This is a genomic window from Pseudoalteromonas sp. SWYJZ19 (genome assembly GCF_015864375.1).
Lineage (GTDB): Bacteria > Pseudomonadota > Gammaproteobacteria > Enterobacterales > Alteromonadaceae > Pseudoalteromonas > Pseudoalteromonas arctica.
Map to the genome: position 1 here is coordinate 133,117 of NZ_JADYXI010000003.1, position 12,640 is coordinate 145,756.

Here is a 12,640-nt window from a genome sequence, read left to right on the forward strand (position 1 = left end):
TCTATTCTATCGACTTGAAGGGGCTGTGCAAATAGAAAAGCAGGAAATCTTTTCCTGCTTTTTGTAATCGTGAAGGTGAATGAGCGTTATTTAATACGAAGCTCTATGCGCCCGCTAATTGTATCCATTTCAACATTAGCATTACCGCCATTAATGCTAAATTCTAAATCACTGGCTGGGCCGTATTTAGCTTTACTGACTTTATCGCCAGTAACTTTATTAATGATTTTGCCATTAGCGTGCGCTTTAATTTCAAAATTTGCAGATACGCTGTCAGGAAAGTAAAAATCACCATCGCCACTTACCGATTCAAAACGTACATCACCGCCTTTTAAAAGCTCTTTAATATGTACTTCGGCTTCGCCATTCACCGTGTTAATACGTAAGTTTTTAATTGACGATAGCGTAAAATCTATATCGCCATTTACATTTTCAAGGCGCACATCATTGGCGCTTGAGGTTGATTTAATATCGCCATTAACAGCGCTAAAACGTAGTTCACCACTTGATTCTCTATCGTTAATTTCGCCATTTACGGTTTCAAATTGAATATTACCACTTAGGTTTTCTGCATTTACATCACCATTTACGGTGGTGAGCTTAATGTTGCCAGTAATATCATCTACCGTAATTTCGCCATTAACCACGTCAACTTCAGCGCCATTTTTTAGCTCTTTTGCAGTCACCGATACATTAACGCCAGCAAACTCTAAACTACTGCTTTTAGGCATAAATATGGTTAGGCTTGAGCCATCGCCATTATTACTCCAATTTGATTTACGTGGCATTTTTACAATAAACTGAGTTTTATCACCATTTGTTTTAAGCTCATAACCCTCGGCTTTGTCATCAAGCTCGCCAGATACTTTAAATTCGTTTTTATCCCAGCCTGTAATATGTATATCACCGCGTTGGTTTTCAATAAAAATAGTGCCGCCACTTGGTACGTCTATTTGCTTATCTATTTTTTCACCCGCTAATACCGCCAACGGAAATAAGCTCAGTCCTAATAAAATCGCTTTCATGTAGTACTCCTAAATGTGCTGCCAACGTGGCGCATGCACCTTGTTAATTAAATCAAGTTGTTGTTGATATATTTGCGCTAACATTGTTAGTAGCGCTTGGTTTTGTGGCTCATTTTCAAGAACTTGCTTTATTTCTTGCTCTGCGTTTTCAAGCTCTTGTAGCTGCGTTTGCCAGTTAGTGGTCAATGCTTCTTTATTTTCATATTCAACCAACAAACTGTTTTTTTGCGCCGAAAAGTAATCACTTATAGCCACTACGGGTTGTGGCTCGGGCGCTATAACAAATAAATTTACAGCAATTAAAGCCGCTAATGTGCAGGCAGCTATTGCTGTTAGTTTTGGCCAAATAGCAGTGCCTTTTAGGTCCTGCTTATTACTAACCATTGCTCGCTCAATTCCCGCCCACAGGTCTTTTTGTGGCGTAATGTCTTTATCAAGCGTGTTTAATGACTCATTTAAATAGTCGTCAAAATTTGGTTTATTCATTTTCATACCACTCTTGTAGTAGCTGCCTAGCACGATGATATTGCGACTTACTTGAACCAACAGCCATACCTAACTGATCGGCTATTTCCTCGTGCCTGTAACCTTCGATTGCAAACAACACAAACACCATACGTGCGCGCTCAGGAAGCCTTACTATTAATTTATCGAGACCATTTAAGCCTTTGCAGTCATTAGCTGATTGCTCATCCATACCGCAGTGTTCAATGCTCACTACTTTTTGCAGCCAATTTTTTTGCTTGCGTAAGTAGTTAATCGCAACATTACTGGCAACGCTGTAGAGCCAAGTAGAAAACTGCGAGCGACCGTCAAATTGCGCTATTTTACGCCATACCTGTACAAACACTTCTTGGGCTGCATCTTCAGCATGCGCTTGGTCCGCTAATAAGCGTAAACATAAACCGTAGACTCGTTTTATATGTAACTCATAAAGCGTTGTGTATGCGCCTTGATCACCTGATTTAACTCGCTCAATGAGTTTAGCTTCGCATAAAGGCGTTTGTTCGGGTTTAACGTGTAACATCCGTGATGCCGCCTTTTAATTATTATTATTGAGTTAGTGTATTGATAAGTTAGACGTAATAACAGTTCGAAAAGGTTTAAAGGGAATAAAAAAATAATTGAATAAAAAAGGGGCTTGTACGAGGCTTTATACCAATTCGCTTAATTAAGTGATCTATTTTGAGGATGGAAAAACGTGTTGATAGCTAGACAAAAAATTCGCTATTTAGTTGTTCTCGGCAATTGCTCCTGCATTGCTCTACCTTCTGCATCCACGCAGTCGTAAATGAGAATTTTTTAACACAGGTAGCGACACGTTTAGCCCCGCAAAATGATTAAGTATTATTGCGGATTGGTATTATTTAACTGTGCCCTTAACTAATTAAAGTTAGCCAAATTACAGACACAAAAAAGCCGTGCTAATAGCACGGCTTTTGTCGCTTAATTAAAAATTAAGCTTCAGCGATTACGATTACTTTAATAGTAGCCGTTACGTCTGAGTGAACTGAAATTGATACGTCAAATTCACCTGTCTCACGGATAGTACCTAGAGGCAAACGAACTTCTGACTTAGCAACTTCAACACCAACAGCTGAGATAGCGTCAGCGATGTCACGAGTACCGATTGAACCGAATAACTTACCTTCGTCACCAGCTTTAGATACTAATGTAACTTCTGCTAATGCTTCTAGTTTTTCAGCGCGTGCTTGTGCAGCAACTAACTGTTCAGCGATTTTCGCTTCAAGTTCTGCACGACGAGCGTCAAACGTTTCAATGTTAGCTTTAGTCGCAGGAACTGCCTTACCTTGAGGGAAAAGGAAGTTACGTGCGAAACCAGATTTAACTACAACCTGTTCACCTAGGCTACCTAGGTTAGCGATCTTATCTAGTAGAATAACTTGCATGTTTCTACACCTTTTAAAAACTGTTAATCCGCTGCTTACTTATGTAAGTCAGTGTATGGAAGAAGGGCTAAGTAGCGAGCACGCTTAATAGCAGTTGCTAGCTGGCGCTGAAATTTAGCGCTAGTACCTGTGATACGGCTAGGTACGATTTTGCCACTTTCTGTAACATAGTTTCTAAGAGTAGCTAGATCTTTGTAATCGATTTGTTTTACGCCTTCCGCTTTAAAGCGGCAGAACTTACGACGTCTGAAATAACGTGCCATGAGATTAATTCCTCAAATAATTCTTTCTATATGCTGAGCATGCAAAACCAATTGGCTAAGGCCGTTACGACCTTCGTGGCGATTTAAAAAACCACTCACTTGCAATGCCTGCCCAACGTGCAAATGTTGAGTCTGTTGTTGCATTTGCTTTCCACTGGCAACTACCTGAAGCCTCACGTAACTATTACGGTTAAGGTCTGCTTCGGTTTGCATCGATTTATGTTCTACAACAAAAATACAATGCGGGATGCCAGCAGGGCTTTGACTAAACTTGGGAGTTTTACAAACTACCCCAGATATAACCAGCTGATTCATATATGGGCTAACCATTATAGTAACTGCTGATTACATGCCATGCTAGGACTCAAAACAATTAAGCAGCTGGTGCTTCTTTCTTCTCTTCTCTTGCAAGAGGAGACGCTTCAGTTTCAGCAGTTTTAGTGCGGATAACTAAGTTACGAAGCACTGCATCGTTGTAGCGGAAAGTAGTTTCTAGCTCGCTGATTACTTCAGTTGGTGCTTCAACGTTCATAAGAACATAGTGAGCTTTATGAAGCTTGTTAATTGGGTAAGCCAATTGACGACGGCCCCAATCTTCAAGACGGTGGATAACACCACCAGCTTCAGTGATAGAACCAGTATAACGTTCGATCATACCAGCAACTTGCTCACTCTGATCTGGGTGAACCATGAATACGATTTCGTAATGACGCATGGATATTCCTTACGGTTAATAGAGCCTTCTACCGTTTCGGCCGGTCGGTTTAAGGCAAGGAATTAATAGTTTAAAAGCCGAAATGAGCGCGCATTTTACGCTTAGATGGATAATTAAGCAAGCAGGTTTTTTAAGCTTTTATGGATAAGAGTTAAAAGGTAATTATTACGAGCTTCGCTCGTCGCGTCAGCAAGCTGCTCGCCTACCGCAAAAGTTAAGCACAGAGTGTAATATCTCTTGTAGAAGCCGAGCTTACTCGCGTGAAAAGCGATAGCTTTTAATTGCTTAAGCTTTATGTTTACCCCGAAAATATAAACATTTACTCAAGCTTAAAGCCGTGCAATTATTAAGCAATACATTATTAAATAAGGATATTTATGAAGCTCTTACTATCGCTTGTATTAATACTTACTTTTAGTACACCATTTTTAAGCCACGCAAAAACCAATACAACTGACATAACCGTTGGTAAAAAAGTCATTCTGCAGTCAAAAATACTTAACGAAGACAGACCCATTAAAATTTTCATACCTGACACTGTAAAAGACGATCAGCCGCTTTATGTTATTTATTTACTTGATGGTGTTGAGCACTTTCATACGGCGTCTGGTGTTATTAAATCCCTTGTTGATTACGAGCAGATACCTAACGCAATGCTCGTTGGTATTGATACAACTAACCGTGTTCGCGATTATTTACCCAAAGTAGAAGGCGAGCCTAAAACAGAGTTTCAAACTTTTGTTAAAAACAAATGGCCTGAAGCTGGGCAAACCGACAAGTTTTTAAACTTTGTGTCTGATGAACTCATGCCTTATATAAACAGTAATTACTCAACTAACGGCTACAACACCTTAATTGGCCACTCTAATGCAGGTACTTTGGCGCTTTATACTTTAGTTAATCAGCCTGAGTTATTTAATAACTATATAGCTATAAGCCCAAACAGTTGGTGGGGTGATGAGGAATTAAAAAATAATATTATAAAATACACTAAAAACCCTAAAGGTGATCAGGCGTTATTTATTAGTGTAGCAAGCGAAGGAGCACGCTTTTATACAGGCGTATTAAATACTTTGGTAAATTTAGAACAACAAATGCCCTCGCAGCTTAAATGGGAATATAAGCATTACCCCGCTTTTACTCATATGGGCACCATACTACCAGCGCTTAGCGATAGCCTAATTCACTTATTTAGCGACCTAATATTTAAGGTTACTGACGAGCACGGAAAGTTTGCTGATGTATCGCTCATTACAGGTTATTACCAAGCACTTAGTGATAAGTACGGGTTTGAGCTTAAAATTCCACAAGATGTTTACGTAGAGTTTGCTCATAGCCAGCAAAAGTTTGGTAATACAGCTAAAGCTATTACAACGCTTAAACACTTTACTACCGATTACCCAAATGCAACTTATTCTCACATGCGTTTATCGCAAGGGTACACTGCAGACAAACAGTTTAAAGAAGCCGTTACCAGCATGAAACACGCACTCGAGCTTGCTAAGCAAAACTCGCGAGATCCAATGTTAGTTGATGCGCTCAAAGATATGGTGAATGAAGCACAAGAGAATTTGTAACTGATTTAACGCAAAGCGCTTTTTAACTAACGATAGTAATTACGAGCTACGCTCGTCGCGTCAGCAAGCTAAACGCCTACAGGTAAAATTAAGCTCAGTGTTAAACTTTGCATGTAGACGCCGAACTTGCTCGCGTGAAAAGCGCGGCTTTAAATATGTTCAAAACTATTTTAAAACAAAAAACCGATGTTTAAACTAAGCATCGGTTTTTTATAATAACTAGAAAATTTAAAATAGGTTTCGAGTTAAAAAACGCTCACTCATTTATTTACAAGTGTTTTTTAAGAAACTCAGTAACCTCTTTGTATTGTACTTTTAAGCTTTCTGGGTCATCAAAAAAGTGTGTTCCGTCATCAATTTCAACATACTTTATATTTAAATTTCGCTTTGCTTTATCATAAAAATATTTTGATTGTCGATAGTCAACTCTCGTATCTTTTGTCCCATGGATAAGTAAAAGTGGGGCTTTAATTCGGTTAATCATATTGATTGCCGAAACCTCAGATAATGCATCAACGGCTTTACTATCAGTCATATCAACAATATTACCTAGGTAGGCATCTTGTCGCTCTTCATCTTCAACTAACCCTTTTAGATCCGATATTCCAGAAATACTAATAATACATTTAAAGCGATCGGGCTCTTGCCATGCAGCTGTTAATGCAACATAACCACCATAACTTGCGCCATAAATACATGCATTATTTTTTGATGTTAATCCGGTTCTAGTAGCCCAATCCATTGCATCATATACATCTTGTTGCATACGTTTACCCCACTGATAATAACCATCAGTTTCAAAAGCACTACCAAAACCTTCTGAGCCCCTGAAGTTCACTTGCAATACCGCATAACCTAAACTAACTAAATATTGAAGCTCTCGATTAAAGTATTTGTAGTCTCGACTATGAGGTCCTCCGTGAGGCATTACAATTAGCGGCGGAGTTTTAATCCCTTCTGGTTTTGTAAAATAGCCTGAGATTTCAGCTCCATCGCTCGCCTTAAAGCTATAGTTTTGCACTGGTACAAATTTATTACGTGCTAAATAAGGAAATTTAGATAACCAAGCGCCGCCCTTCTTTGTGTTTAAATCAAAATAATAATAAGTAGGGCTGACTGAATCACTTATTACATTTACAAGAATTCGTGTTCTATCTTTACTGCGGCTAACAATACTAGCTTGCTTATCACCAAATAAATTAGTAACCATAAGCTCTTGCTTACCGTCTACCTCTGAAAAATAATGGCTCTTGTAGAAATCATCATAGTAGCCAACCCCTATAAAATCGCCCTCACTATTAACGATTGCATTATTTATATCGTATTTATCATTGCTATAAACAAGCTCTTCAAACTCCCCTGACTCGATATCATATGACCATAAAGCTTGTCTGTGTAATACACGATCAGAAAGGACGTAAGCTTTTGTACCATCTTCATTAAGGCCTTGGATGGAGAAAGTACTATCTTCACCCAAAATATGGGTATGAATCATTTTTAATGCTTCATCTTTCTTTGCTCGATACCATATTGAAGCAATAAACTTATCATCTTTTTTATCAATTGCGATCCCCAGGCGTAAAACTCCCTTAGGATCTGCATACCAACTTCCAATATTTTCTTTATTCCTCTGAATTTTATCAAAACTAGAATCACCTAATTCAACTTTAAAAACAGAATAAGCTTTATCTTTTTCATCAAACGTTGACACTAGCGCGAAATCTGGCTCATTTTTAAGTGAGGAAACGAGCCTGAAACTCTGATATCTATACCACCTATATTCAGAAAAACGTCGCGTAGTTAGCATTTTACTTTCATTGGTTTCAACATTGATCGAATATAACCTTGAAACTCTCATGTATTGACCATTGACATATTCAGGGTAACTAGCAGAAACAATGATATATTTATTACCTGACCAACGAATAAAGTCGACTCTGTCTTTATCTTTTTTGAGACTTGCTAATATATTGAATTCGATACTAGGAAATTTAGCTAAACTGATAGTAGGACCTTCAGCAGTATTATAAAGTGTTGCTATCATTTCTCCATTTGGCGATATTTGTGGTTGCTCTACCATTGGAAGTTTAGCGTAAGACTCCCAAGGTTTATCTTTTGCATAAACTACAGATGTAGTTAATAAAAAAAATAAGAGTATTATTTTTATCATTTATCTCTTCCCTAAAATTTAGTAAAAACTTTTTATTATATTTAATATAAAAATAACAAAGTTTACCGAAAAAGCATACTAAGGAAGTACTTAATTTATTCCAATAAAAAACCGATGTTTAAATTAAACATCGGTTTTTTTAGTAAAAGCGAATAACTAGCTACTTTTTTTCGTTAGGTTTCGCTTCGCTCTTCCCAACCTACGTTACTTTCCTATCGCTTCTTTGGCGAACAGGTGCTTGATTGCCCCAAGATTATCAACTAATGATAGCCCTACTCCACGAATAAGTTTTTTAACTGGGTTTGCACCTTCAAATAACTCTTTTAGCCCTTGCATCATAGCGATGTGCTTTTGTGCATCGAGCTTACGAGTGCGCTCGTAATCGCGCAGTGTGCGAGTGCTTGCAAACTCCTTGCTGCTATCGCTTGTTAAAAGCTCAATTAAATAAGCCGCATCTTTTAGGCCTAGGTTCATACCAAGCCCTGCAAGTGGATGGATTGTATGTGCAGCATCGCCAATGAGTACCACTTTGCCTGAAACCCATTGCTGGGCGTAGCGCATTTTAAGTGGGAAAGCCGCGCGCTTACTTTGCACTTCACACAGGCCACATTGACCATCTATTGCAGCCATTACGGCTTTATTAAAGGCGGTGTCGTCCATTGCTAATAATTCATCACAATGATTGGGGCTGGTAGACCACACAATTGAATGAGTATGCTCATCGCTCAATGGTAAAAACGCGAGTGGCCCTGTTGGTAAAAAGACTTGGCGTGCGGTGTTTGCATGTTGCTCTTCAGTTTTAACTGTCGCGACTAGCGCATGGTGATCGTAATCTTTAAAGCTAAGCGCCATATTAAATTGTTTACGTATAGCTGAATTTGCACCATCAGCCGCCACCAGCAGTTTTGCAATAATTGGCTCGCCGCTTTTAAGTGTTATAAATACATCAGATTCGCTTTGATGTATTTGCTGATACTGTGTATCAAACATTAGTGTTGCACTACTTTGTTGCTCTAGCTCTTTTATAAGCGCAAAGCGGATAATGTCGTTTTCAACAATATAGCCTAAATGTTCAAGCTCAAGTTGCTCGTTATTAAACGCTATTTTGCCAAAGCTGTCGGCGTCACGTACGTCCATATGTGTATAAGCGCACGCTCGCTGTGCGATAATTTCGGGCCATACATTTAATTGTTCAAGCAAGGTTTGACTCGCAATGCTTAGCGTACTTACACGCAAACCATATTCGTCAGTTGGTAACGCTTGTGTTGGTGCGCCGTCGAGTACAACGACGCTTATATCGGCTTTTGCCAATCCAAGTGCTAGTGTTAGCCCTACACAGCCGCCACCTACAATACAAACCTGTGCTTGCTTCATAAACGCCTACCTTGTTTAACTTGCCCCATTAACTGTTTAGCTAATGGCGCTTTTAATGCGGGAAATAAATCCATCGAAAGCAACCCAATACTGCGCCCCAATGCGAGCACTCGCGATGAGTTCGAAAAAAGCCTAACAAGTGCATCGGTTAAACTCATTACGGTTTTTATATCATCACTGCGTTTTTTTGAATATTCACGAGTAAACGCATAGCTTCCTAAATCGTGTTGGCTATTTGCTATTAAATTACTAAGTACTTGTACGTCGCGAAGACCTAAATTAAAACCCTGCCCTGCGATAGGATGAATCGCATGTGCAGCATTACCAATAACCACTGTACGGTGCGCAGTTAAAGACTCAACTTGCCCGTAAACGAGCGGGTAACTCGTGCGCATGCCCACTTTAGTAAATTGACCACCGCGATAACCAAACGCGCTTTGCAGGGCACTTAAAAAACCTTGTTCACTGAGTGCCATGTATTGTTCAACCTGATCTTGGCTCATACACCATACTAACGAATAACGGTTGTTGCTCATGGGTAATAACGCCATAGGCCCGTTTTGTGTAAAACGCTCAAAGGCATGATTATTATGCCCACCAGCCACTTCTACGTTAGCAATAATAGCGCCTTGTTCATAAGGCTGGGTATTAAAACCAAGCCCGAGTAAATTACGTGTGGGTGATTGTGCACCATCAGCAATAACTAATAACGTTGCGTTTAATTGCTCGCCGCTTTGTAGGGTGAGTGTATTGCTATGCAAAGTTTGATCAATGGCAGTTACGCTATCGGGGCAGAAAAGCGTAATATTTGACTGCGTTAAACGCTGGTGAAGCGCTCGGCCAAATGGATTTACTTCTACTACGTAACCAAGTGAGGGCTTAGCAAATTCATCGCAATTAATGTGCGCCTTGCCAAAGTGACCTCTATCAGACACGCTCACTTTTTTGATTACTGCGGTGTAAAGGGCATTTTTCTCAAATAAATTGAGGCTTTGTAAATACTCTACCGATTGCTGAGCAAGTGCAATGCTTCTGTCGTCAAAGCTTGGGTGGTAATCGCCAGTTACTTGATTAGCTTCTACAACGGCAATATTTAACGCGGGATTAGTTTTAGCCACACTTAATGCGCAGCTTGCTCCCGCTAAACCACCGCCAATAATAACTACATCAAACTGCTTAGTCACTAGATTCTCCGAGCTTTATACGTTTTTAGCACTTTGCATAAGTGCTTCTATATCGCTAATTTTTTTAGGTACGCTTAGGGTCAAGTTTTCATGGCCGGTTTCGGTAACTAACAAGTTATCTTCGATACGAATACCAATGCCTTTGTATTTTTGCGGTGCGCTTGAGTCTTCGCTTATATAAAGCCCTGGCTCTATGGTGAGTACCATACCCGGCTCAAATGCTCGCTCAACGTTATTTACTTTATAATCGCCAACATCATGTACATCTAAACCAAGCCAATGCCCTAGCCCGTGCATGTAATATTCTTTACACGCACCTTTTGCCATTAGCTCGTCAAAGTCGCCGGTTAAAATACCTAGTTCGAGTAAACCTTGGGTCATTACTTCCATTGCTAGTTTATTGGCGTGCGACAGGTAACCACCGGGTTTAACTTCATCAAAAGCAACTTCTTGCGCTTTAAGTACAATGTTATAAAGCGCGGCTTGAGGCTCGCTAAACTCTCCATTTACGGGGAAAGTTCGCGTTATATCAGCAGCGTAGCCTTGTAGCTCACAACCCGAATCTATAAGTACTAGGTCGCCATTTTTTAATACATCGCTATTTTGTGTGTAGTGCAAAATATTAGCGTTGTCGCCACTGCCAACAATTGTGCCGTACGCCGGGTGCCGCGCACCATTCATAGCATAATGATGATGTAGCTCAGCTTCTAGCTGAAATTCAGTAGCTCCAGCATGTGAAAAACGCATAGCGCGCATGTGCCCTCGCGCACTAATTTCACAGCCTTCTCGCATAACATCTATCTCGCTTGGCGATTTAAACAAACGCATTTCATGAATAAGGCCACGTACTTCTTTTAAAGTACTCGGTGCTTTGAGCCCTTTTCGAGAGCCACTTCGAAGTGTACCTAGTAACGAAAACACTTTGGTATCAAATGAAGAGTAGGCGCCTTGTGCAAAATAAATAGCATCTTTTGCATTTAGTATATCTAGCAGCTTATCGTTTAATTCACTGAGTGGGTAAGCTTCATCAAACAGGTAGTCACTTTTAGCTTTATCAAAGCCAACTCTGCGGCCATGCCAAATTTCAGCTAGTTTGTCTTTATCTAGGCAAAATAAAGTACTGGGTGCATCACTGTTATTACACAGTACTAAAACAGCGTCGGGTTCGTTAAAGCCAGTTAAGTAAAAAAAGTCGCTGTCTTGTCTAAACGCATATTCGGTATCGCGGCTGCGCGTCACTTCGCTCGCAGCGGGAATAATAGCAACGCTATTTTCATCCATTTGAGCAAGTAAGCGCTCGCGACGTGCTTTAAATTCTGACTTTTGTACTTCAACCATTATTAACCAACCCGTTTTGCTTTTTAAAAGTTAATGAAGTGTTTTTTTAGTACTTTGCGTGCTTTGCTCTTTACCAAGCTCTGCAAAACAAAGTAGTGCTGATACACGCACATATTCAATCACTTCGTGCAGCGCTTGGCTGTCTTCTTCGGTTTCTTCAAAAGTAGTATCTAGGCGAGTGATTTCGCTAAAGTCAGTAATAACTTCTTTAACATCGCTCGATAGTTTACCGTAGTCTTTTTGCTTTAAACCAAAACCAAGCATAAAACCCGCTACCCATGATACGAGGCCATTAGCCTGATCGATGAGTGTTTCGTCGTCGCTTGGTAAAAATAAATCAAACTGAAATTCATCATCATTAAAGCTCGCGACTACTTGCTTATAAATAGTGCCAAAAAACTGCTTTAAATCGTTACTAAACGATTCACCATCGTTAAACACATCGCTCAAAAGGCCTAAGTATTCTTTGTCGTCAATGGTTAAACCACACGCAAGTAAACCACTAATCACACCATGCGCTTCGGCAGGTGATACAAATATTTCGTTTTTTTCTAAAAGCAGTTGAGCTTTTTCGTAATCGGGTAAATCGTTCATAATCGAATCTTCGCTTTGCAAGTTAAGGCAATGCTACCACTCGATAAAAAGCAACTCCAATTAATTGTATGATCAAGCTCAAAAACCATGCGATAAAGTAAATGATGAGTTAAAGGTGCGGAAAAACTAAGCGAACGGTTTAATTTTTTACGTTTGGGGTTTAAGGATTGGATTATGTCTTATATACTTAAATTGTTCCCTGGGGTACCGGAGCTTAGTTAAGTCCCTGAGCCGATAAATTTTATACCAGGGTTTCTGTTCGTCTACTATTGTGCAGGCTCGGCATGTACCGAGAAGCCTACGGTAAACCGCAGATTCCCGCCCTGAAACCTTCTGGTTTCAGGACTGAAACCGAGTACCGTATCTTGGGGAACACCTTTTTAGCAAACCCTCGCCTTTAAAAGGCTTTATCAAAAAAAATTAACCTTCCTGTTTATTCTTATATTTATCTAAATTTTTTATTCACTTATCTTCAATTGTCTAATATTAC

At 39.7% G+C, this 12,640-nt stretch carries 13 protein-coding genes and 1 other RNA gene; 2 read left to right on the forward strand and 12 right to left on the reverse strand.

The genetic code is table 11. From position 1 onward, the window contains the following. Positions 1-86 precede the first annotated feature (86 nt). The 7 genes from I6F45_RS04305 to rpsF all read right to left on the reverse strand — a co-directional run bounded on the left by I6F45_RS04305 (position 87) and on the right by rpsF (position 3,913). On the reverse strand, positions 87-1,025 hold the full coding sequence (locus I6F45_RS04305; protein ID WP_101216066.1) for a DUF4097 family beta strand repeat-containing protein: 939 nt from the start codon (positions 1,023-1,025) through the stop codon (positions 87-89). A 9-nt stretch (positions 1,026-1,034) separates the two neighbouring features. Next, positions 1,035-1,517 (reverse strand): hypothetical protein, encoded by a 483-nt coding sequence (locus I6F45_RS04310; protein ID WP_197159764.1) that lies wholly within the window; start codon positions 1,515-1,517, stop codon positions 1,035-1,037. Then, positions 1,504-2,052, reverse strand: a complete 549-nt coding sequence (locus I6F45_RS04315; protein ID WP_165727257.1) for an RNA polymerase sigma factor — start codon at positions 2,050-2,052, stop codon at positions 1,504-1,506. Before I6F45_RS04315 ends, I6F45_RS04310 begins: the two co-directional genes overlap by 14 nt. A gap of 430 nt (positions 2,053-2,482) precedes the next feature. Next, positions 2,483-2,935, reverse strand: coding sequence for a 50S ribosomal protein L9 (gene rplI / locus I6F45_RS04320; protein ID WP_002962755.1), 453 nt, complete (start codon positions 2,933-2,935; stop codon positions 2,483-2,485). A gap of 35 nt (positions 2,936-2,970) precedes the next feature. Continuing rightward, positions 2,971-3,198: a 30S ribosomal protein S18 gene (gene rpsR, locus I6F45_RS04325; protein ID WP_007378475.1), complete on the reverse strand. Its 228-nt coding sequence runs from the start codon at positions 3,196-3,198 to the stop codon at positions 2,971-2,973. Between the two features lie 12 nt (positions 3,199-3,210). After that, complete coding sequence (gene priB, locus I6F45_RS04330) at positions 3,211-3,528, reverse strand: primosomal replication protein N (RefSeq protein WP_004588456.1); 318 nt, start codon at positions 3,526-3,528, stop codon at positions 3,211-3,213. Between the two features lie 43 nt (positions 3,529-3,571). After that, a complete protein-coding gene (gene rpsF, locus I6F45_RS04335) occupies positions 3,572-3,913 on the reverse strand; it encodes a 30S ribosomal protein S6 (protein ID WP_007378473.1) in 342 nt (113 codons plus the stop codon). Between the two features lie 377 nt (positions 3,914-4,290). Between rpsF and I6F45_RS04340 the strand changes: the two genes are divergently transcribed. Beyond that, positions 4,291-5,490 carry an alpha/beta hydrolase-fold protein gene (locus I6F45_RS04340; RefSeq protein ID WP_024592243.1) on the forward strand — a complete coding sequence of 400 codons (1,200 nt, stop codon included), beginning with the start codon at positions 4,291-4,293 and terminating at the stop codon, positions 5,488-5,490. Positions 5,491-5,758: 268 nt separating this feature from the next. Here the strand turns inward: I6F45_RS04340 and I6F45_RS04345 are convergent, their stop codons facing one another. The 5 genes from I6F45_RS04345 to I6F45_RS04365 form a co-directional block, all read right to left on the reverse strand. After that, the gene (locus tag I6F45_RS04345) at positions 5,759-7,660 is read right to left on the reverse strand and encodes an alpha/beta hydrolase family protein (RefSeq protein WP_231609609.1); all 1,902 of its coding nucleotides are present in this window, start codon (positions 7,658-7,660) and stop codon (positions 5,759-5,761) included. A 204-nt stretch (positions 7,661-7,864) separates the two neighbouring features. Next, a complete protein-coding gene (locus tag I6F45_RS04350; RefSeq protein ID WP_197159766.1) occupies positions 7,865-9,034 on the reverse strand; it encodes an FAD-dependent monooxygenase in 1,170 nt (389 codons plus the stop codon). Continuing rightward, the gene (gene ubiH / locus I6F45_RS04355) at positions 9,031-10,218 is read right to left on the reverse strand and encodes a 2-octaprenyl-6-methoxyphenyl hydroxylase (protein ID WP_197159768.1); all 1,188 of its coding nucleotides are present in this window, start codon (positions 10,216-10,218) and stop codon (positions 9,031-9,033) included. The genes I6F45_RS04350 and ubiH overlap by 4 nt, the downstream gene beginning before the upstream one ends. A 15-nt stretch (positions 10,219-10,233) precedes the next feature. Beyond that, the gene (gene pepP / locus I6F45_RS04360) at positions 10,234-11,556 is read right to left on the reverse strand and encodes a Xaa-Pro aminopeptidase (RefSeq protein WP_165741539.1); all 1,323 of its coding nucleotides are present in this window, start codon (positions 11,554-11,556) and stop codon (positions 10,234-10,236) included. Between the two features lie 30 nt (positions 11,557-11,586). Then, a complete protein-coding gene (locus I6F45_RS04365) occupies positions 11,587-12,150 on the reverse strand; it encodes a UPF0149 family protein (protein ID WP_007587323.1) in 564 nt (187 codons plus the stop codon). A gap of 193 nt (positions 12,151-12,343) precedes the next feature. On the opposite strand from I6F45_RS04365, the gene ssrS reads away from it, so the two are divergent. Then, a non-coding RNA gene (ssrS, locus tag I6F45_RS04370) (6S RNA) lies at positions 12,344-12,526 on the forward strand. The last annotated feature ends 114 nt before the right edge of the window (positions 12,527-12,640 follow it).

Coding starts and splice junctions, on each gene's coding strand:
- I6F45_RS04305 (WP_101216066.1), bottom strand. CDS start 1,025: ATGAAAGCGATTTTATTAGGACTGAGCTTATTTCCGTTGGCGGTATTA.
- I6F45_RS04310 (WP_197159764.1), bottom strand. CDS start 1,517: ATGAAAATGAATAAACCAAATTTTGACGACTATTTAAATGAGTCATTA.
- I6F45_RS04315 (WP_165727257.1), bottom strand. CDS start 2,052: ATGTTACACGTTAAACCCGAACAAACGCCTTTATGCGAAGCTAAACTC.
- rplI (WP_002962755.1), bottom strand. CDS start 2,935: ATGCAAGTTATTCTACTAGATAAGATCGCTAACCTAGGTAGCCTAGGT.
- rpsR (WP_007378475.1), bottom strand. CDS start 3,198: ATGGCACGTTATTTCAGACGTCGTAAGTTCTGCCGCTTTAAAGCGGAA.
- priB (WP_004588456.1), bottom strand. CDS start 3,528: ATGGTTAGCCCATATATGAATCAGCTGGTTATATCTGGGGTAGTTTGT.
- rpsF (WP_007378473.1), bottom strand. CDS start 3,913: ATGCGTCATTACGAAATCGTATTCATGGTTCACCCAGATCAGAGTGAG.
- I6F45_RS04340 (WP_024592243.1), top strand. CDS start 4,291: ATGAAGCTCTTACTATCGCTTGTATTAATACTTACTTTTAGTACACCA.
- I6F45_RS04345 (WP_231609609.1), bottom strand. CDS start 7,660: ATGATAAAAATAATACTCTTATTTTTTTTATTAACTACATCTGTAGTT.
- I6F45_RS04350 (WP_197159766.1), bottom strand. CDS start 9,034: ATGAAGCAAGCACAGGTTTGTATTGTAGGTGGCGGCTGTGTAGGGCTA.
- pepP (WP_165741539.1), bottom strand. CDS start 11,556: ATGGTTGAAGTACAAAAGTCAGAATTTAAAGCACGTCGCGAGCGCTTA.
- I6F45_RS04365 (WP_007587323.1), bottom strand. CDS start 12,150: ATGAACGATTTACCCGATTACGAAAAAGCTCAACTGCTTTTAGAAAAA.